Genomic DNA, 20,694 nt, shown 5'->3' with positions numbered 1-20,694 from the left:
CAAATTAATTTGACTGAAGTTTTTTTATATAAATATCTCTTTCATCAATTAATTTCGCCTGTGCTCCTATTGCTTCGTCTCTTGCATCAATCAGTTTCGCCTGCGCTGCAATTGCCTCATCTCTTGCATCAATCAGTTTCGCCTGCGCTGCAATTGCTTCATCTCTACTAGATATCATATTTTCTAATCTAGCAATTAGTTTATCCTTCTCATCAATAAGGTTACTTTGAGCTTCAATTGTTTCATTTCTAGGAGTTAAATACGTTAAATCATATTCAACAATCGAAGAAATTAAGCTAAGATCACTTTTCTTCAACTCTCTATCTTTAAATCGTTGCTCATTGTTTGTAGCCAAAAATATAAGAGAACCTAGTTGGTGCTGATTGCCGAGAAAAATATTAAAATCCAATTCATTCTCAATTGGTCTTACTAAACTTGTTACATTTAACGAGCTAACAAAAAATTGAATATGTTTAAAATGTGCAGCAAATAAATTTTGCAAGTCTGAAATTGTAAATTTTTGCTTATGATAAATGTTCGGCCCATATGCTTCTGTACAAGTTTCTTCGAATAGCTTCGAAGGGACTGAACCGATAATTAAACCATCATCTTTTAAAATCCTAGCAAATTCAATAACTGCTAATGCTGGATCGTCTAAATGCTCTAAGGTTTCTAGCGAAACAATAGTATCAATCGTATGATCTGCCAATGGTATGTTTTCACATGTACCAACTGAAAAATTAATCTTCTCGTCTTTATAGTTTTCAATGGCAAAATCGACTGACTCTTTATCAATATCAATTCCAATATAAGACGAGAAATGTTCTGAGCCTTTTAAAACTTGACTACCATATCCCATACCACAGGCCAAATCACAAATATTCCCTTTAATTAGCTTTTTCGCCCAATTATAGCGATGGAAATGCTCGCCAAGGATTATGCTATTATCTCCTAATGGATCTATTCTTTCCATAAGTCACCCCTTAACTTCCCAGTTTCTCTCTAGGTTTATAAGACCTACTGCTTCAAAATTATCTTCAACTTCAAAAGGTTTTGTAAAGGCCTCTGTAAAAATCCCTATACCCCTTTCGTCATCAACCGCAACTCTAAATTTGTAATTTCCTGATAACAACCTAATATTCGGGAATCTAACTTCGACAATTCCTTCATTTTTAGGCGTAAACGGAGATAATCCATCCATTAGGGTTGTATTACCACAAATATAAAAATCATCATGTCTATATAAACTGAATACAAATACTACCTTCTCTTTAGTAGATTTCGCTAGGTTTAAATATTTAAACTGTAGAATGATATCATCACCTGTGTAGAATTTATCGACTGGTTGATAGTTTGCATCTAATATTTTAACATCTTCAATTCTAAATATGGGTCCCTCAACTAAATCTGAATTTAAATCCATCTCTTGTGCCTGTTCTTTTGAAATTAAACCATCTTCAACAGCCATATCTCTAGACTGTGCCTGCTCAATTTCTCTTAAATATTTATCTGTAACAGCCGTTGGATTACCATAAGAAATGACATTCCCTTTTTTCAAATATAAAGCTTTTGAGCAGAAATTTCGTACCATATATGGATCTTGTGTTACTAATAAAACTGTACAACCTTCATCACTTAATTTATGAAATGCTCGATTACACTTTGCTTGGAAGGCACTATCACCTACAGCTAGAATTTCATCCACAATTAGGATATCTGGATCCACATTTATTGCAACTGAGAACGCTAAACGAGCAAACATACCACTAGAGAAAGTTTTTACTGGTTGATCAATAAATTCTCCAATGTCTGCAAAATCAAGTATCTCACCGATTTTCATGTCCATTTCTGATTTAGAAATCCCATATATACTACCACTTAAATAAACATTTTCACGTCCTGTGAATTCTGGGTTGAAACCACTACCTAATTCCAATAGCGCTGAAACACGGCCATTCACTCTTACACTGCCTGAAGTTGGGGATAATGTATTGGCAATCAACTGTAGAAGCGTACTTTTACCAGATCCGTTACGTCCAATAATCCCAAGTGTTTCGCCTTTTTTTATTTCAAAGGATACGTCTCGCAACGCCCAAAACTCTTTTACAAAGGACTTTTCAATTGGAAATCTGGAAAGAAACATCTGTTTTAATCTATCTTCTGGCTTTTGATACATATAGTAACATTTACTGATAGATTCTACTTTTACAGCTATGTCGTTTATAGACATTAACTACACCACTTTCTTTAACAAACTTATTGTCTCTTTGTTGAAAAATAATCATATACAAAATTTACAAATGGAATATTACTTCTTTTTAATACACCCTCTGGCCAAATTTGCATACGAACTAAATTAATAATTCTAGATGGGCCCTTATGAATCGGCCATTTAAATAATTCTTTTACGATTGAGCCTTGTAGCTCATATGTTGTCACCTTATCGATGCCAAAACTTTCTACATGTGAATATCGTAAAAAGTTTCTCGCTTCTCTCTTTGTAGGATATAGGATATAGCGTCTAATTTGATCTGTAAAAAATAGTTTATTTTGAGCTGGTCTAAAGAAGAGTAAGTTTCGAATATCACTGTAATCTTTTACGTAGTCATTAATTGCTTTAAACACATCTTCAAAATATTTTTTATAATTTTCCTTCTCCACTTCAAAATTCTTTAAAATGGGTACAATTTTCTTCCCATCAAATTCATACCCTATAGTTGTTCCATGATTTGGTGTCGTGCACATTTCAAACAAAGAACCGTTTTTAAAAATGACGTTTTCAATGTAGTTCTTATTTCTGAAATCCGCAAAGAAGCCAAACTTTAGGGATTTATTTGTAGTTCCCATTGGACTATCTAATAATCCCATGTAGAAGCCATAAATAGTTGGTATCTTTATTTCTTTTTCAATTGCCTTTGCAATACTGTCTTGAATCGTACCTTTCCAACCAATATCAACAAAAGCAACTTGTTCATTTTCAAACAACTGATGCTCATCTAAATACTGAATAAACAGTGCTTTTGCTTGTTTTTGATGCTTTTCGAATAGCGTTCTAACCTCAAGCATTTCTATAAATGATCTAAATTGTTCATTTTTTTCAATATGCGCGTATTTTACATCAAAATCTTTAAATCCTGCTTTAAATGCATATTCATAATATTCATGCGCAGGTAAGTTTAAATTACTTAAAAACGAATTAATTGACTGTGTACTATATTGATGTAAAAATCGATTTAGTTCTCCCCATTCTAATGAATCAATTGAAGGTAAGAAAGTGGCTTTTCTACTCACATATAAATAGCTAGCATTTGGGTACGTTTTGTTTGCAGGATTGTTCTTAATTATTTCATGATAAATATCCATAAATACTTTTCCTTCACGTGCTAAAAAGTATATCTGGTTTATATTCATTACCTGACATTTTTCAATTAAGTCTTCTACAAATTGAACTAAAATTGGCGCAACTAATATTCCAAGATCGTAGTCATCACTTTTACCCGGTTGCACTCTTTTAGGTATATCGTGAATCATATGATGAATTAATTTTCCGCTCCAAAACTCATCCTTTTTAAAAGACCACTCAACTAATTGAAGGCCACTTTTTCTTCTTTTTTCATTGAAATCATTAATATGGATGGCAGTTATTCCACGTTGTGATGTCATCTCAACGTCACTATAATAATTATCGCCAATAAATAGCATTTTAGATGGATTAATAGTTTCTACTTCCAATACATAATCAAATAATTTACCCGTCATTTTCTTTTTGTTGAATTGTGAAGAGCAATAACCATTATCAAAATACTTTTCAACATCAAAATGATTCAATAGTTCACGAATCATTTCAATTGAAAGATACATGTCTGATATAAAAAATAATTTCTTGCCACTTGCTTTTAAATCTCCAAGCAAATTTCCTATATTAGGCGTTAAGCAAAGCGCTTCTTTTTCCAATCTAATTTCAAATTTTTTAGTCTTTAAATAAAGCTCCTCAACCTTTTCTTCATTTAGACCAGGGAGCTGTTTATAAAGTCCGATGATTAAATCATCATATAAAAATTCATGATCCTCACCTTTCAGCTCACTTTGAGTACCTAAATGGATTTCCAAGTCTCTTCTTTTTTGTCGAAGTAACTCCAAATCAATGACGATACCTTCGAGCTGCAATAGTTCCATCATATAATTAGCAACAACGTCTTTAATATATTCTGGCTCGACTTTTCTTCTTAGAACTGTATCAAAAATATCAAAGCCTACAACCTCTTTATTGGCTGATAAAGTCATCGCAGTTTGATACAAATTATCAAAATTTCCAACATTAATCAAATTCGAGGTCATAAATTCTCCTCCTAAATAAATTTAGAATGAAGCACTCCTACTTCACTCTGAATTTTAATAATTATTTTAATTCTCTCCAACCAAGGTCCATACTATTATCACTAGTTCCTTCAACTCTTAAGCGTTCAAACGTTTGGCTATTATAGATACCCATCTTAATTTTGTAATATCCTTTAGGAATATCACCTAAATAAATACTTTGTGTAATGGTCTTTCCTTTTTCCCACAAACGAATTGGCTCCACAGGCCAGCTATCTTTATAAAATATATCCCGAGAATCATTTGTTTTTTCAGCAAATAAGTGAACGAAAAATAAATAGTCACCCTTCATTTTCTTAATTCTTTCGAAATACAAATAAAGATGCTCATTTGAATAGTCCATACCTTGGTATAAAACCGTATTTTCAAAGTTCACTGTTTTCGATGTAACTGGAATTTTACGCGCTTTGTCATTACCATTTACGATTATTTTCAGAAACGTTTTTAAGCTGATTAAACAATTCCGTGCAAATTTTACTAACATTTTTAAAAGTTTTGCAAAAGGATTAATGAATAGGTAAATTGAGCGAATAGATTTATTAATCATAAATCCAACTCTAATAATGCCTTCATGACCTCTATTTTTAAAATATGATAGTGGCAATTTTTCATACAAGAAAAATACTAGCGTAATATACCATCCAGGGAATCTTTGTGCATTTCCAAATTTTTTATTGTGTATAAAATGAGTATATCTTCTATAAAATATATTTAAAAAATTATCTTTTAGCATATTATATTCCTTTAATATCTATGTTCTTAATAATATTGATAAATTGTTGGTCAACAACAAATTCTTTAGCCTTTTCTTTTCCGACAGATTGAATATGCATGTACTTATCTTCAAATGATTCTAGCGTTGCCAATAAAGTTCTTAATTGACTTGGCTTTTCATAGTGTAGATAATGCTCATTGGGCATTGTTGCATAATTCGGCGTAAATTCTTGTGTAATAACAATTGCATCACAAAGCATATCTCTCATTATATTTGTAGATTTCAACAGGCATTGATCTTCCTGTGGTAAATATAATACGAATTTACTATTTAAAACCATTTTAGCTGCTAAAGCTGTATCACTTGATTCTTTTATATGCACATAGTTGATACCTGACTCTTTAATTACTCTTACAAAGTCTTTGTTATAGTTTGATATTTCTCCTATTAATAAATACTTTATCATTCGAGAATTCCAATTGTTTATTTCTATTTCTTGAACATATATAGGTAAGTCTAGTGAGCCAATGACATTTAAATTGTTTTTCATTAATTCTCTTGTATCCCTGCTACTAATATGTAGGAGGTACTTCGACTCGTTTCCTTTAGCAAAATATTTATTATAGAAACTTAAATTTGAGGAATGAATCGCTTCAGTCGATATGAAAATAATTTTTCCATTTACGTTTGGATTGTATTCTTCATTCTCAATAAATTCCTTTTTGAATACAAAAAGTATATCTGGTTTAAATTCTTTTAATAGTCGCTTTATGCTATCTTCCCGTTTTAATTTCTCAAAATCAACGAATAAACTTAAATAATTCTCTTGCTTTGGTCTGAAAGCAATTGAGTGAATAGATTTATCTCCAATAAATGCTACATGATACTTTTCTTTACTTTGTTCTAGCGAGAGTATCGATAATTCTGGTAGAGGTGCATTTTGAACTCGATTTTTCTCATTCTTTTTGTTTTTAAGATTATTATACAATGTAGGGAATTTTTTATTTGCATACAGTTTCAAATGTTTCTTAAAAATTTCTAATAATTCCTTTTTGTTATAAGTTTGTTTTGTCGTTGACTCTAAAGGACCAGCAAATCTTAAGGCTGCCTTTAACACATCTTTTTGAGTTTCTTTAAAATCTAAATCACTTGTATCTTGTTCAATTACACCGATAATAAACTGTTCCATTTCATTTATGGCTTTTGGCCAGTCAGGCCAGTTAATTGCTGTATCACGAGCGCCGCTCTTTAATTTTTGTAGAAGCGCAGGATTTGTTTTTAGCATTTGTAATGCTTTAATTACCTGTTGCTCGTTCCCCATATCCGTAACTATACCGTTATGGTAGCTCACCATGTATTCATCATGCCCTGTAACATTATTAGTAATTGCCGTTCCGCCGCAGTGCATCATCTCTAAAGGTGGTCCAAACATCCCTTCAACGATACTAAGCTTTACTAAAACGTCACAAGATCTATAAATACTCGATACTTCTTTCATCGGTACTTTTGAATATAGTTTTGAAATACCTGGATATTCCTCTACTTCAGATGATGTTAATAGCCAAATATCCTCGATGCCTGCTTCTTGGCAAATTCGAATTGTATCTTCTGTTTTCTTGAAATAGACACCCATTGGCCCTTCTACTAATACACGAAGACCCTTCGGACGAGAGCTGTCTTTACTTTCACCATCGATTGTGAAAATATCCTTCTTTAGACCATTTCTAACTAAAGTAGACTCCATACCATAATGGTCTCTTAAATAATTCGCAATCCAAGTAGCTTCAGTAACTACCGGTAAATTCATTCTGTAAGTAAACTCTACAAGCGCCTTCATTGCTAAGTCAGATGAATCGAAGAATCTCGTTTCAATTGATTGGCAGAAGTAAGCGAATTTCTTTGCTTGTACATATGGTAGGTCATATACACTTCTCCACCACGTTGCGATAGCAATATCAAATTCTATATCTTTTACTTGCTCGTGACTATAGCAATCTAAAATCATTGCCTCTGGGTGCCATGCTAACCGCTTCTTTTCAAAAGGAAGTTCCGTTACTATTGCAACGTTGTGTCCTTTCTTTTTTAAGCCAACTGCATGCTCCATAATTACATTCGTTCCTCCAGAGATTTCGGGATATCCTAACAGGAAAGCTATATTGTACTTTTTCACTTTTTCACGTCCTTATAAAACATCTGCAAATGCTTTTTTCGTTTTTTTAAACCATGCATAGCCAAGTATGGCAATGATGAAAGATATGCCTAACGAAGTGAAGTACCATTTCCAGTTCGGCATTTCATTGAATAAAATAATATTTCTAGCATTTTCAATAATTCCTGTAAGAGGGTTTAATCCCATTACTAATCTAAATTCTTCCGGAACTGCAGTTACAGGATAGAAAATTGGCGTCATGAAAAACAAAACTTGAACGATAATTGAAATTAAATAGTTTAAATCTCTTATGAACACTCCCAGCGATGAAAGGAACCAACTTAAACCTAGTGTTAGTAAACTTACCGATAAATAAATCATTGGTATAAGATATACAATATTCCAGTTGATTGAACCATAAGTTATAAGTACAGCAATCAATAAAACTACTAAACTAATTAGAGAGTGTACAAGTGCATTACCTAATGCCACGATACTTAAGATTTCAAGAGGAAAGACAACTTTAGTTACATAGCTTGTATTTGCAATAATTATTCCTGGTGAACGATTAATTACATCACTAAATACATTAAAAAATATTAAACCTACAAATAATAAGAGTGCGTACTCAAACTGATTTGTACTTTCGGACATGCCCCATTTTGCTTGAAAAATTACACTAAACACAAATGTATAAACTGCTAGCATAATAATTGGTTGAATAATGGCCCAGAAAAATCCTAACATTGATCCTTTATATCTTAATAAGATATCCCGTTTCAGGAGCTGCTTGATTAAATCATAATTTTTAATAATCATTTATATCTCTCCAGATTTTAAAAACTAAAGCTCAGAATATAAAACCTCTGTTTCTTTAATCATTTTATTTAATTTATTTTTTTTATTTATTAAATATTTTGCATTTTCACTAAGCTTTGTCGCTTCATAAGGGTCTTCTAACAAACGTCTAACATGTTGACTTAACTCATTCACATCTTTAGTATTGGCTAATAAACCTGTTTTGTTATGGAGAATTATTTCATTTACCCCTGAAATATTTGTTGCTACAATTGGGATACCGTCATTCATTGATTCTAATAATGTGTAAGGTAGTCCTTCCCATAAAGAAGTCATTACATAAATATCAAAATACTGAATAATATCTCTCGGTCTTGCATGATAGCCTATCACTACACAATTTTCTCCAACCTCTTGTCGGACTATTTCTTCGAGCGGACCGTCACCTATCATCACAAAAACCACTTTTTTATCAGAGTTAAATTGTTGACTCAGTTCTATAAAAGTTAGTGGATCTTTTTGAGGAGCTAGTCGCCCTAAAAAACCTATGATTTTCTCCTGACCAGTGAAACTATAACTTTGTAACCATTCTTCCTTTGAAAGTGAGACAGTGTACTCCCAGTCTTCGACTCCATTTAATATAACGCTTATTTTATTCGAATCACAAATCGCATATTTGATTGCAACTTCTCTTTCCCCATATGATACACAGATGATTTTAGTAGTTACAAATGCTAGGAAACGTTCTACCATACTAAATATGACGTTTTTGAGCTTACCATTATGTGGGTGAATCGCAAATGCATGCGGTGTATACACTACTTTTACATTTTTCATAAAAACAGTGGCTACTCTTCCTACTAACCCAGCCTTGGAACTATGACAATGAACAATATCTGGCTTTTCTTTTTTTAATATCTTACATATTCTAATGATACTTACAATATCTTCAATAGGATTAATTTCCCTTACCATATCAACTACATGGAAATTATGATTCTGAAATTCTAATCCGTCTTCTAACTTTGGGTTCTTAATAGATGACAGTATAAATGTTTGTTTAAACCTACTTTTCGGTAAATTATCAGCTAATTGATTTAGATGAGTCCATACTCCTCCAGAAGTCGCTTCGGAAATATGCATTATTTTAATTACTTTTTTACTTTCAGTCACTAATTCTCACCTTATCTTCTAGAAGATTAGAATATAATTTTAAATAGCTTTCCGCCATCTTTTTATTGGAGTATTTCATAACTTCATTTTTTGCATTTTTTCTAATTGAATTGTATAAATTTACATTCGAATACAATTTTTCTAAATTAACTAGTAAACTTTTTGCATCATGTTGTGATAACATTCCATTTTTTTTATGTGTTATAAGATCATTCCACCCAGGTACATCCGTTGCCAAGATTGGAACTCCGACAGCCATTGCTTCTAACCCTGTAATTGGTAAACCTTCAATAATAGAAGGCATGCACAGTACATCAGTTTTTTTAAATGTAGTGTTAATATCATTCGTAAACCCTTGCAAAATAACATAGTCAAATAAATCATTTTTTTTAATGTATTTTTTGCATTTACTTAACAATTCTCCATTACCAATTAAATGGAATTTGAAGGGCAAATTCTTTTCTTTTGCCAATCTCGCTGTTTCTAAATAAATTAAAGGTTGCTTTTGTTTCGTTAATCTACCGATAAATGCAATATTAAAATTTTCATTTTTTTCACTTTTCACTTTAAAATCATATTCTTCTATCTCGATGCCATTTGGAATTATATTAGCTCTATTATTATCTGTGATATTTTTTAATCTGTCCCTTTGGTATTCAGTTAAAACTACTCTATGATTAATGAGCGAATCATAAGGTGCACTCAGTCTAAAATAATCCCACGTACTCCATGGCTCCTCCATATGCAGTGTATCAATTATTTTAATAGAAGGATGATTATCTTTTATAAATTTTAATGCTCTATATCCGAATCTACTATTTGACAGATGTATGATGTCCACATTTAATGATTCAATAAGATAATTCAAATAAGCTAACCTTTCTTCATCATCCGAGAGAAACATTCCTAGATGTTGAACTTCTTTTGCTACCTCTCCAAATTTTTCTTCCCATACATGGCTAAGTTGTCCTTCTGTAGTTACAACATAAAAGTCCACAGTTCCTTTTAATTGTTTCATAAGATTTAAAAATACTTTTTCAACACCACCAACATTTAACCATGGTAAAATTATTAATACTCTCATTTTTTCATTCGCTTTTTTATCTTGTAATACTGTTTCTTTGGTTATACTTTCTAAATAAATATCTTTCTCATTATATTTAGAGTTAAACCCATGAATAATCCTTTTGAAAATGTGCTTCCAACTCGTTGAAGAGCCTTCTTTTAATGTTATATATATATTCTTTTTTAATTTGGAGACTCTTCGTTTACATTCAAAAAACAGAAAAGAAGGAAAAGAATAATACTTATAGATATCGCTATGTTTTTCTCTAATATATTTAACAAGGGCACTATGTTTCTTTTTCGAATCCCCTAACATACTTCCATGATGTTTTCGATAGAAAAATAAAATTTCATTTATGTGAAATCCAATTAAATTATTTTTCCCTAATCTAATGATGAACTCCCAGTCTTCATAGCCACTTAACATTTTCTCATCATATCCACCGATAGTTTCCCAAGCAGAATGTTTAATAAAAATAGTTGCTGGAATTGTATTACGATATTTTAGATAGCTTAAGTTATATGGTAACGTCTCCCATACTTTCTGCTGTTCACCAAACAATTGTACTAAGCTGTATACATAGTTGTAGTTATCATACTTCTCTAGTATCCATAAAGCTTTCTCGATAAATGTTGGCGCAATTTTATCATCTGCATCTAATGTTAAAACATATTCAGCATCCGTATTTCTAAATCCAAAATTTCTAGCAGCTGACAAACCACCATTTTCTTGCCGACATATTTTTGTCTTTGGTTTTTTAGCAATCTGTTTTAATTTTTCAATTGTGTAAGGATCTGTAGAACCATCATCTACCACTATTATTTCTAGCTCTTCATACGTAGAAGATAAACAACTATCAACAGCCTCTTCAATATACTGCCCATAATTAAAACATGGTATCACCACTGCAACTTTTTTCTTCAAATCTAGTCCACCTTATTTATATACTGATTATTTTCATCCATTCGACTTGATTTTTTATAAATTCTATATTCACCATAATTGATTTACTTGCTCTTCTAACTAAACCGTAAAATTTGTAACCCTTTTTTAATAAGAGATACGTTAAATAAGAGCCAGACTGTCCTGTAATTAGTACAGTTTTCAATTTAGATTTTCTTCTAAATAAATGTTGCTATTCTGTTTTAATAAAATTTCTTCCTTATCCAAGCTAAAAAAAGTGAATCTATCGGCAATTTAAATGTCTTTATTTTACAATAGATTCTTGTAAATTATATATTTCTTTCATTAATAGATCCGCTTATCTCTTTCTTGTTGTACAACTGTGCCATCATGATGCCAGCAATAGCAAAAAGTGAAGCAGTAGTACCGGGTAATGAATCATTAAATAAGGCTTGTACTAAAAATGCGAGCCATCCTATGCAAAGTATTACTGTTAATCCTGAAAATACCTTAAAACGAATAATGCTCATTACTGCCGCACATACAGTATAAATTATTATACCTAGAAAGCCCACTATCCCAACAATACCCGTTCCATAAGCAACCCCCACATAAAGACTATGTGGTTTATCAACAATAGTCACCACTGTTAAATTAGACCGTGCTTCTATATCATTGTGAGGGAAATTATACATGAGTGTATCTAAACCATAACCGAACAATGGTCTTTCACTTAATAAATGAAGTGTTTTCTGCCAAATATAGATACGTCCGGTACCAGGACCCCAAGCACTTTCTGGTAACTCTGGCAATTGAAATACTTCATCAGCTGCAAAAGCTTTAGCACCAAGTAAAATCGAAGGGGCCCAGCTAGTATCATCATTAAGCGATGTGTCTACTGATTGTTCATCAATGTAAGGATTTCCAGGTAAAAAGAATCCTATTGATTCATCCCAAGCTTCTGGATCCTTCATAGATAAAACATGAAGTATCCCTGCCGTTAATATAGTAAAAATAACGAGTGAAATGAAAGCCATTTTTTTGTTTGATGATTTAATAGCAAGCCAGATAATTAAAGGTGTAATGCATACAAACGTTACAAAACCACTTGCTGACATTGCTATCAACATTGTAGTCATAGCTAGTATAGCAAAGACAAAGTTAATAACTCTTCGCACCTTGTTCGTATCAATAACTATCCATGATAAATACATAATCGTAACTATTGCAAACATTCCACTCATATAATTCCAGTGATTAAGCGTTCCTAATAGTTGTGAATTTTCTCCTACAACTATCTCTGGTGCAAAAAGTGTAAGAGCTGTTTTTAATGGACCATACATTAATGCATCGTGATTAGTAAAATTCATCGTTGTTACGACAAAGTTTATAATAACTAATGGATAGAATGCATAAAGTACGTATTCTACTACTTTTTTAGGATATTGAATATGCATAGCAACAAACATTAATAAAATATAACATATGTATGAAAGTGCACCATCTGTACGATTGTATTGTCCATACAGGGCTATTGTCTTACTAGGAGAAAACGTAGTTGCTAAAACAATAGCAAGTAGAAATAGTGCAAAAAACCATAAAATAGGGCGTTTGGGTAAGCGATAATCTAAGAAGAAGAATTTATACAAAAATAAACTCGTAGCGATTACAGTTAAAATAATAAGAGCAATAAATTTATAAAATGTAAAAAAGTCAATTTTTTCGCCGGATACAAGTTGGCTGGCATCAGCTATTAGTGGACTCACAACATTTGTAACATGACCTCCAACAAGTAACGGTACAAGAACAATAGCGGCGAGTAGCGAATATAAAATCCATTTATCTACTTGTTGTTGCGAACGTCGATCTTCTTCTTTATCACGCTTGATGTGTACTTTTCTATGTAAAGTATAACTCATTACTTATAACTCCTTATCATGAACTTGTTGAAATTTGCATTAACAACTCATTCACCTGTTCTTGGTAGTTGGGCATTTGTTCTGGAATAGGCAGCGTTTGGCAACGTTCAAAAACAATTTTCGCTTCATCATTTTTGTTTGCATTCAAAAGGACGCTTCCATACTGTAACATAAATAAAGAGTCTTCCACTCTGTATGGGTTCAAATCAAGTACTCTTTTATATTCCTGAGCAGCATTATTCCACTCACCAATATTTGCATATGTTATTGCTAGGTTGTATTTGACATTTGCAGACTCTGGATAATTTTCCTCCACTTGCTTCAAGTACAATAATGCTTGGTCAAATTGTTCTTCTTCGATAAGATCTAACGAATGTTTATAAATTTCTTGTTCTGCTTCATATTGTTCGTCCTGTTTTGCTCCTGAAAACGATGTATAGCCGAGACCAAGAATTAACATCGCAATAATACCTACCACAATATATCGTGTGGCTGTATCGGTAATATTCATACTATTAATCTCTACCTTCCTAAATCAGTTTACTATCACCTTACATTGTACCATTATTTTAAACAAAAATATCCTTAATTTATATACTTTTTCGAAGCCTATGATTTGCAATTTTATTGTTTTAGGTGGAAGTAATCTTACAACTTTTATAATAAAGTTTTCTTTTTAAATTTTTTTATATTTCTATAAATCGCAAAAAAAAGAACTGTTCCCCAACAAAGTTGGGAAACAGTTCTTTAAACTATTAGACTATTAATTAATATCCAGATACAAATCCTTTGACATTAGCTTTTAATCCGTAAGCATTTTCAATTCCAGATACATTACTAACAGTTAATGCACCTTCTAATTTACCACCAGTGATTGTAGAAGGAGTACCAAATGTGATTTTAAATCCAGTACCATCCACTTTTTCGATTTTCGTTCCATTTACACCATTTACATAAGTAGCGCGAGTTGTATCACCATCAACTAATGTAACTTGTGCATTTGAAGAAATCTTTAATTCTTTTGTATCTTTAGTAGAAGTGAATAAAAATACATCGCCAGTTAATGAATCATCTGTAGCATAACCACCGTTAAATGCAGCTTCTGCTTCAAATTTACCATTAACAACTGTAATTTCTTCTCCTAATTCGAATGAATATGCAGGAGCAAGATCATTTACAGAAGGAATTTGATAAGCAGCGAATGTTGTTTTAGTTGGTACTGAAAGAGTTGTACTCCAAAGTCCATTAGAACCTACTGTAACTACTGTAAGTGCTGCAGTTCCATTTGCTACCACATCAGCATTTTCAGTTTTGTAAATAGCTACACGTTTACCAGCTTCGCCAGTACCTGATAATGTAACAGTATTTCCTTCTACACGGTATGCTGTATCTTCAACTACTTCTTGCTTAAGCTCGAATTTTGAACCTTCTTGATAATCAAGCGCAAGTTGTAGAGTTGAACCAATTGATTTGTAGTAAGTACCAGTAACAATGTCACCTTTAGTTAGTTTAGCTTTAAACGCATCTAAAGAGATAACTGCATTGTTAGTATCTTGGTATACGTTTCCTGTTGCTGATAATACAATTTTTTCAAGGTTTTCATTAACGAAATAATTGTTAGCAACATCTACATATTTAACTTTACCAGAATTGTCGTTTACATTAAGTACAGCCGAATCAACTTTTTTGTAGAAGTTTAATGTCCCTGTATTTTGAGTATCAATTGTAGATCCATTAGCTGACTTAGTTGCAATTTTAATTTTCCCGCCTGCAACTGGTACATCCGTTGTAGAGTTTGTAACAGTCATTACTAATTGACCATTAACAACATCTGCCGTTGTTACATCGCTAGTATCAACAGTAGTTCCGTTTACTTTTACAAATTTATAACCAGCTTTGTCAAAAGAAACTTCAACTACACCGTTGTAAGCAGCACCTGAAGTTGTTTTAACTGAAGCAACTACTGCGTAAGTTTGGTTAGTTTCACCGTGGAATGCAGCTGTTTCTACAGAAATGTTACCAGGAATAGCTGGTAGATCTGTTTTTGAATCATTTACTGATTTTTGTAAATCAGCTTCCCATTTAAGGTTGTTAGCATCGATGATTGCTTGTGCTTCAGCGATTTTCGCGTGTGCATCAGCAATTTTTCCAGCTGCAACGTCTTTAGCTGCTGCTTTTACAAGCATGTTAACTGTTACTTCGTTTTTAACTGAAGCAACTGATTTTTCGATTGCTGGTTTAACTGCGTTACGAATTTCGTCACGAGTAGTTTGACCGTATACGCGGTCTAAAAGTTTAGCTTGTTTACGGTACTCAGCAGTTGCTGTGTGGTAAGCAGCTTCAACTTTTTCGATATCGCCAGAAGCGATAGCTGCATCTAATTTAGATGTTAAATCTTTAATTTTTTCACTTGAAGTGATTGCATCGATATAAGCCGCTGCGCGTTTGATTTGTAATTTTGCATCTACAAGTTTAGCATCTAAGCTTAACTTTTCAGATGTAGAAAGCTTTTTAGCTGCTGCTTCTGCTGCTGCTACTGCTTTTTTAGCAGCGTTGAATTGGTCGTATGGACGTGTTACGAAATCAGCAGAACCTTCTACTGAGATAGCCCATTTTAATACTGTACCTGCATTTTGTGCGTCTGTTGCTAATTGATTTACGTTTACTGCTGCGTCAGCTTGGTTAGCTGGTGCTGCTGCAACGAATGCTGAAGCTGCTACTGCAGTTGAAGCTGCAATTTTGATAACTTTTTTCATAAACTTGTGATCTCCCTTCGCTTGTGTGTTGCAATTTTTTAGTGTGTAACGCCGGTCGCTTGATAGCGTCCAATATCATCACCCTAACTAATATATGAGTATACAAAACTCTTATGCTAAAATCAACTAGAAACCTATAAGATTACCAGTTTATTTTTGAGGATGATGTTTTGAAAGCACCAAGGACTCTATTACAAGTTCCATATTACAGGAATATTACTATTTATGCTACCTTTTTTTCTGATTAATTATTACCATTTTTAGAATGATAGATTACCTACCCTTGTTTTTTCAATTAAATAGAATTTTCTTACTATTCTTTTATTTTTAAATACGAAAGGTTTCTCTTTTTGAATTAATTTATTTTAAATTTCTTTGTGTAAATGCGTGCATTTTTTAAAATTTATGTTATGATGTACAGTATAGAAGGTTACTTATAGATGTGTAACGCCGTAAACTTGTTTGTACATTCATTAGTGTGCAGCCTTCTACTTCCTTCGTTTTATCGCTCAAGAAAAGAAGCATCTGAACATCGGATGCTTCTTTTCTTATTTTATCGTCTTTTGCTATTGCAGAGGGCGTTTTTTTATTTATTGATGATGGATATAGATCTTACATATATGAGTTTCTTCTATTTAAAAGAATGTACATATTACAATCACTGATAGCGAAAAACTTTTTATCTGTCTATCTTCTACAGCTGTTAATCACTTAGTTAGTGCAACTACCATAACGCAGCAACAACGGTTACGAAGAAATTAAACGAACGATGCTTTCTAGATCATTTGCGGAGGTTGATTACTTTATATTAGTGTATAGTGCAATCAGGGCAACAACTGCTGGTGCTAGGAATATAGAGACCTGATATAGCATATTGACTGCTTCATACGTCTGCATTCTCTTTTCAAAGGAAGTGGCTTGTTTTTATTTTGAGTATGCTGATGGTTAGGTAGGTTTATGTGGTACTTGTAATTAGTTATGTGGTGCTCGCAAGTTTTTTGTGTGAAAAGGAAGCCGATTTGTAAATTGGCTTCCTTTTTATTTTTGCGTGGATGGTTTTGTTATTTTGGTGTATTTGGTTGATTTTTTGTGACCTCTTTTTTCTAGTTGCATTTTTTGTAGACTGTTATAGATTGTGTATCTGGAGTTTATTTGCAAGTAGTACATGCAGTCCTGAATGGATATGTGTGGTTTGATTAGTATAAATAGATCCTCTATGTTCCTTGGGATTGGGTTGGTGTCTTTGGTTTTACATACGCTGCATATCCAGGTGCGAAGGGATTTTCTTAGGAGTGCTGTGTCACAATGTTTGCATAGTACTCCTTTCTGTAAGTGCTCGGGATTTATGTTCAATCGTTCGCATAGTGGTTTAGATGGGAATTTTTTATTTATGTTTATTAGTTCGTTTGCGAGAAAGGTGAGTTGGCTTTCAGTTAGAATTGGCGGTAGTTTATTTAGTTTTTGGATAAATAACGGGAATTGTTTGACGAAAAAGATATTGCGGTTTTTGGGGGCATTTTCGATTATTGTGTTCTGGGATGGGAAGACGAGCGCTTGGTGAATGGGAAGTTTTAGATTGACTTTTGCTAGGATATTGCTGATTCCATCGCTGTTTCTTTCTAGTTGGACGACGGGACAATCGAATGGTTTTTCTTCTTTGTTGTCTACGATGCGTACGAGTTTATTTGGGTATTCTTTGAATCGAAGGGTGCCTGTTATGTTTTTGACTTCGGTTATTAGGATATAGGATTTTGTTAGGATTAGGGTGTCGATCTGGATGTATCTTTTGGCGTGGAGGCGGATGTGTAGGTCTGGGATGATGTGTACTTGTTGCGGAAATTGTACTTCTTCGATGAATTTGTCTACGCGTAGTTCTCCATGGTAGCCTGCGTTTGTTTGGTCTAGTTTTTCTAGGATGGATGGGTATTTTTCGTGGTGTTTTGGCAGGCGGGCTTTTAGTCGAGCTAGAGCTTGGTGGTTGGGTGATTGTGGTCTGAGGATTTCTATTGTAATTGCTCCTTTCTATTGATCTGGGTATAGAGTAGCAGAATGTTGGGTGGAAGGCAATTGTTTGTTTTTGGTTGGGGTATGTGGTGTTTGGGCTTGGATATGTGGTGCTCAAGCTTGGGTATGTGGTGGTCGACTTGGGTATGTGGTACTCGAGCTAGGTTATGTGGTGCTCTGGTTGAGATATGTGGTACTCGAGCTTGGGTATGTGGTGTTCAGCTTGGGTATGTGGTACTCGAGCCAGGTTATGTGGTGCGACTTAGACATTTGGTACTCGAGCTTGAGTAGTGTTACTGGTGCCTGGCACCAGTAACACTTTTGTAACATAAGAAAAACCACTAGAGAAATGTCTAGTGGTTTAGTACTTTGGATAAGAAGTCTTGGGCGCGTTGTGTGTCTGGGTTGGTGAAGAATTTTTCTGGTGCTGCGCGTTCGACGATTTTGCCGTCTGCCATGAAGACGATTTCGTCGCAGATTTCTTTGGCGAAGCCCATTTCGTGTGTTACGACGACCATGGTCATGCCTTCTTTTGCTAGTTTGCGGATGGCATCTAGTACTTCGGTTACCATTTCTGGGTCGAGTGCGGATGTTGGTTCATCAAATAGCATGACTTGTGGGTCCATTGCAAGTGCTCGTGCGATGGCTACACGTTGTTGTTGACCACCTGAGAGTCTGCTTGGATACGAGTCGAATTTGTCTCCCAACCCGAGTGAGATTAGTAGTTCTTTCCCTCTTTTTTCTGCCTCTTCTTTGGAAAGTCCTTTTACTTTCATCGGTGAGATTGTTACGTTTTCTAGTGCCGTTAAAAACGGAAATAGGTTGAAACTTTGGAATACGAAGCCGATATTTAGTCGGGCTTTGTTGATGTCCGTTTTCTTGTCGTGGATGGATATTCCGTCAACGATGATTTCTCCGTTGTTTATTGGCTCAAGTGCATTGATTGTTCGGATGAGGGTTGATTTCCCCGCTCCACTAGGTCCGATTAGTGCGACTACATTCGATTTGGGTACTTCGAGCGAAACGTCGGTTAGGACGTGGTGGGCACCGAAGCTTTTATTGACATTTTTGATTGAGATCATTTGGGTACACCCTCCTTGCCGTTATGCTTCGCTTTTCGATAATCGTTTTTCGAAGTATCGAATGATTAATGATAAGCTGAATGTCATGATGAAATAGATTAGTGCTACGAATGTCCATACTTCGATTGAGCGGAACGATGTTGCTACTAGGTTTTTTGCGTTTAGTGTTAACTCCGTCGCTGCAATGACAGATACCAGCGATGAGTCTTTTATTAGCATGATAAATTGTGATGCAAGCGGTGGTAATACTCTTCTAAATGCTTGTGGCAAAATAATGTGAGTCATTGCCTTTGCATGAGACATTCCAAGTGATCGCGCTGCTTCCATCTGACCTTTTGGTACACCTTGAATACCAGAACGAACGATTTCGGCAATGAATGCACCAGCAAATATCGCAAGTCCCCAGATTGCCCCCCAATAGGAACCAAGCTTCAAGAATTGTCCAAGTACAAAGAAAATCCAAATAAGTAATACAAGCAATGGAACACCGCGAATAATTTCTACATATATGGAAGAAATTAATCTAAAGATTACGTTTTTCGAAATACGCCCCATCCCAAAAATAATACCTATCGGGATCGCAATGAGGATGGCTAACGCTGAAATTTCAATCGTTTTCAGTGCACCCTCGATAAAGACGTCCATATTGCGACTTATGACACTCCAGTCGTATTGATACATAGCTGTTCCTCCTCTAAGTTGCCAGAGTGTTTTACTCTTCTACTACTTCCGATAACCAGTCAGAAGTTTCGAACCATTTCTCGCGAGATGCAAGCTCAGTTGGGCTTCCTAGGTAGCTATCTAGGAATGAGTTCACCCATTGAATTGTTTCAAAGTCGTTTTTCTTCAATGCAATTCCAAGGTTTTCTGTAGAGATAAGACCTTCTAATTGTCTTACTTTGTCTCCATTTTGTAATTTCCAAACTGCGATTGCTGGCTCGTCATATACAATTCCATCTGCTTGCCCTTGCGCCAAAGCTGCTGCTGCATCCGGGAAGTTTTCGAAATCCATTACTTCTGCGTTTTTAAATACATCTTTTGCAAGTAATGCACCAGTCGTTCCGATTCCTACTGCAATTTTCTTACCTTTTACATCAAGCTCTTGCCATGTTTTAGTCGCTGTATCTGTTCCCGGTAGCATTACTGCTTGACCAGTTTGGAAGTATGGGTTTGCAAAGCTTACTGCCAATGCGCGGTCCCCACGAATTGTCATACCAGCGAAAACCATATCTACTTCCCCTGTTTGTAATGCAGGAATTAAACCGTCAAATGTAAATTGTTTATACTCAATTTCTACTCCTAGTGCTTTTGCAAGCGCTTCCGCAGTATCTGCGTCATATCCAACGAAAGTACCATTTGGATCCTTCATATCAAATGGAAAATATCCTGTAGACATCCCAATAACTAATTTTTTGTTTTTTAATGCTTTCTGAATCGTTGAGTTTTCTGTTGATACCCCTGCCGCTGAATTATCGCTACAACCGGCAATTAATAAAGCCGAAATCATCAGTATTACTGCTAACCATTTTTTCATATATTTTTACCCCCATTTTTTGTATTCTTCAGTTCCCCTTATGAAACTATTGAATTATAAGTAGTATAAATTATTATTATTCACCTGTCTACATAAAAAATAAATAGTTATAATATTTTTATTATTGAATCTATATGCAAAAAGGTGCAAAATAGAATTATTAATAGATTATATGTTAACTATTTATAGATTATTATATGTTTTATTATTCTGTATAC

16 protein-coding genes are annotated in these 20,694 nt (G+C 33.9%); all 16 read right to left on the bottom strand.

The window, feature by feature from the left end:
• Positions 1-4: 4 nt before the first annotated feature.
• The 16 genes from FG383_RS03150 to FG383_RS03075 all read right to left on the bottom strand — a co-directional run bounded on the left by FG383_RS03150 (position 5) and on the right by FG383_RS03075 (position 20,476).
• Positions 5-973, bottom strand: a complete 969-nt coding sequence (locus tag FG383_RS03150; RefSeq protein ID WP_142605397.1) for a class I SAM-dependent methyltransferase — start codon at positions 971-973, stop codon at positions 5-7.
• Between the two features lie 3 nt (positions 974-976).
• The gene (locus FG383_RS03145) at positions 977-2,230 is read right to left on the bottom strand and encodes an ABC transporter ATP-binding protein (RefSeq protein ID WP_142605396.1); all 1,254 of its coding nucleotides are present in this window, start codon (positions 2,228-2,230) and stop codon (positions 977-979) included.
• A 26-nt stretch (positions 2,231-2,256) separates the two neighbouring features.
• Positions 2,257-4,338: an HAD hydrolase-like protein gene (locus FG383_RS03140; RefSeq protein WP_142605395.1), complete on the bottom strand. Its 2,082-nt coding sequence runs from the start codon at positions 4,336-4,338 to the stop codon at positions 2,257-2,259.
• Between the two features lie 61 nt (positions 4,339-4,399).
• On the bottom strand, positions 4,400-5,110 hold the full coding sequence (locus FG383_RS03135; protein ID WP_142605394.1) for a hypothetical protein: 711 nt from the start codon (positions 5,108-5,110) through the stop codon (positions 4,400-4,402).
• 1 nt (position 5,111) lies between these two features.
• Complete coding sequence (locus tag FG383_RS03130; protein WP_142605393.1) at positions 5,112-7,262, bottom strand: glycosyltransferase; 2,151 nt, start codon at positions 7,260-7,262, stop codon at positions 5,112-5,114.
• 12 nt (positions 7,263-7,274) lie between these two features.
• A complete protein-coding gene (locus FG383_RS03125) occupies positions 7,275-8,060 on the bottom strand; it encodes an ABC transporter permease (RefSeq protein ID WP_142605392.1) in 786 nt (261 codons plus the stop codon).
• A gap of 24 nt (positions 8,061-8,084) precedes the next feature.
• Positions 8,085-9,212: a glycosyltransferase gene (locus FG383_RS03120; RefSeq protein WP_142605391.1), complete on the bottom strand. Its 1,128-nt coding sequence runs from the start codon at positions 9,210-9,212 to the stop codon at positions 8,085-8,087.
• Positions 9,205-11,202 (bottom strand): glycosyltransferase, encoded by a 1,998-nt coding sequence (locus tag FG383_RS03115; RefSeq protein ID WP_142605390.1) that lies wholly within the window; start codon positions 11,200-11,202, stop codon positions 9,205-9,207. Before FG383_RS03115 ends, FG383_RS03120 begins: the two co-directional genes overlap by 8 nt.
• Positions 11,203-11,218: 16 nt before the next feature.
• Entirely contained in the window at positions 11,219-11,386 is a 168-nt protein-coding gene (locus tag FG383_RS03110; RefSeq protein WP_142605389.1) for a GDP-mannose 4,6-dehydratase, read from the bottom strand.
• Between the two features lie 124 nt (positions 11,387-11,510).
• Complete coding sequence (locus FG383_RS03105) at positions 11,511-13,100, bottom strand: O-antigen ligase family protein (protein WP_142605388.1); 1,590 nt, start codon at positions 13,098-13,100, stop codon at positions 11,511-11,513.
• A 16-nt stretch (positions 13,101-13,116) separates the two neighbouring features.
• Positions 13,117-13,611, bottom strand: coding sequence for a tetratricopeptide repeat protein (locus FG383_RS03100; protein WP_142605387.1), 495 nt, complete (start codon positions 13,609-13,611; stop codon positions 13,117-13,119).
• 256 nt (positions 13,612-13,867) lie between these two features.
• The gene (locus FG383_RS03095; protein WP_142605386.1) at positions 13,868-15,856 is read right to left on the bottom strand and encodes a hypothetical protein; all 1,989 of its coding nucleotides are present in this window, start codon (positions 15,854-15,856) and stop codon (positions 13,868-13,870) included.
• Positions 15,857-16,894: 1,038 nt separating this feature from the next.
• The gene (locus FG383_RS21590; RefSeq protein WP_425467617.1) at positions 16,895-17,773 is read right to left on the bottom strand and encodes a nuclease-related domain-containing protein; all 879 of its coding nucleotides are present in this window, start codon (positions 17,771-17,773) and stop codon (positions 16,895-16,897) included.
• Positions 17,774-18,213: 440 nt separating this feature from the next.
• Positions 18,214-18,942, bottom strand: a complete 729-nt coding sequence (locus FG383_RS03085) for an amino acid ABC transporter ATP-binding protein (protein ID WP_142605385.1) — start codon at positions 18,940-18,942, stop codon at positions 18,214-18,216.
• A gap of 21 nt (positions 18,943-18,963) precedes the next feature.
• Positions 18,964-19,623 carry an amino acid ABC transporter permease gene (locus FG383_RS03080; RefSeq protein ID WP_142605384.1) on the bottom strand — a complete coding sequence of 220 codons (660 nt, stop codon included), beginning with the start codon at positions 19,621-19,623 and terminating at the stop codon, positions 18,964-18,966.
• Positions 19,624-19,654: 31 nt separating this feature from the next.
• The gene (locus tag FG383_RS03075) at positions 19,655-20,476 is read right to left on the bottom strand and encodes a transporter substrate-binding domain-containing protein (protein WP_142605383.1); all 822 of its coding nucleotides are present in this window, start codon (positions 20,474-20,476) and stop codon (positions 19,655-19,657) included.
• Positions 20,477-20,694: the final 218 nt, after the last annotated feature.

Origin of the sequence: Psychrobacillus soli, from assembly GCF_006861775.1 — a bacterium.
GTDB classification, from domain to species: domain Bacteria; phylum Bacillota; class Bacilli; order Bacillales_A; family Planococcaceae; genus Psychrobacillus; species Psychrobacillus soli.
The sequence above is the reverse complement of the archived record's forward strand: the minus strand, read 5'-3'. Positions and strand labels throughout refer to the sequence as shown.

Bases quoted from the DNA above. Each gene is read 5' to 3' on its own strand.
- FG383_RS03150 (WP_142605397.1), bottom strand. From the start codon at position 973: ATGGAAAGAATAGATCCATTAGGAGATAATAGCATAATCCTTGGCGAG.
- FG383_RS03135 (WP_142605394.1), bottom strand. From the start codon at position 5,110: ATGCTAAAAGATAATTTTTTAAATATATTTTATAGAAGATATACTCAT.
- FG383_RS03075 (WP_142605383.1), bottom strand. From the start codon at position 20,476: ATGAAAAAATGGTTAGCAGTAATACTGATGATTTCGGCTTTATTAATT.
- FG383_RS03140 (WP_142605395.1), bottom strand. From the start codon at position 4,338: ATGACCTCGAATTTGATTAATGTTGGAAATTTTGATAATTTGTATCAA.
- FG383_RS03095 (WP_142605386.1), bottom strand. From the start codon at position 15,856: ATGAAAAAAGTTATCAAAATTGCAGCTTCAACTGCAGTAGCAGCTTCA.
- FG383_RS03105 (WP_142605388.1), bottom strand. From the start codon at position 13,100: ATGAGTTATACTTTACATAGAAAAGTACACATCAAGCGTGATAAAGAA.
- FG383_RS03100 (WP_142605387.1), bottom strand. From the start codon at position 13,611: ATGAATATTACCGATACAGCCACACGATATATTGTGGTAGGTATTATT.
- FG383_RS03085 (WP_142605385.1), bottom strand. From the start codon at position 18,942: ATGATCTCAATCAAAAATGTCAATAAAAGCTTCGGTGCCCACCACGTC.
- FG383_RS03145 (WP_142605396.1), bottom strand. From the start codon at position 2,230: ATGTCTATAAACGACATAGCTGTAAAAGTAGAATCTATCAGTAAATGT.
- FG383_RS03080 (WP_142605384.1), bottom strand. From the start codon at position 19,623: ATGTATCAATACGACTGGAGTGTCATAAGTCGCAATATGGACGTCTTT.
- FG383_RS03125 (WP_142605392.1), bottom strand. From the start codon at position 8,060: ATGATTATTAAAAATTATGATTTAATCAAGCAGCTCCTGAAACGGGAT.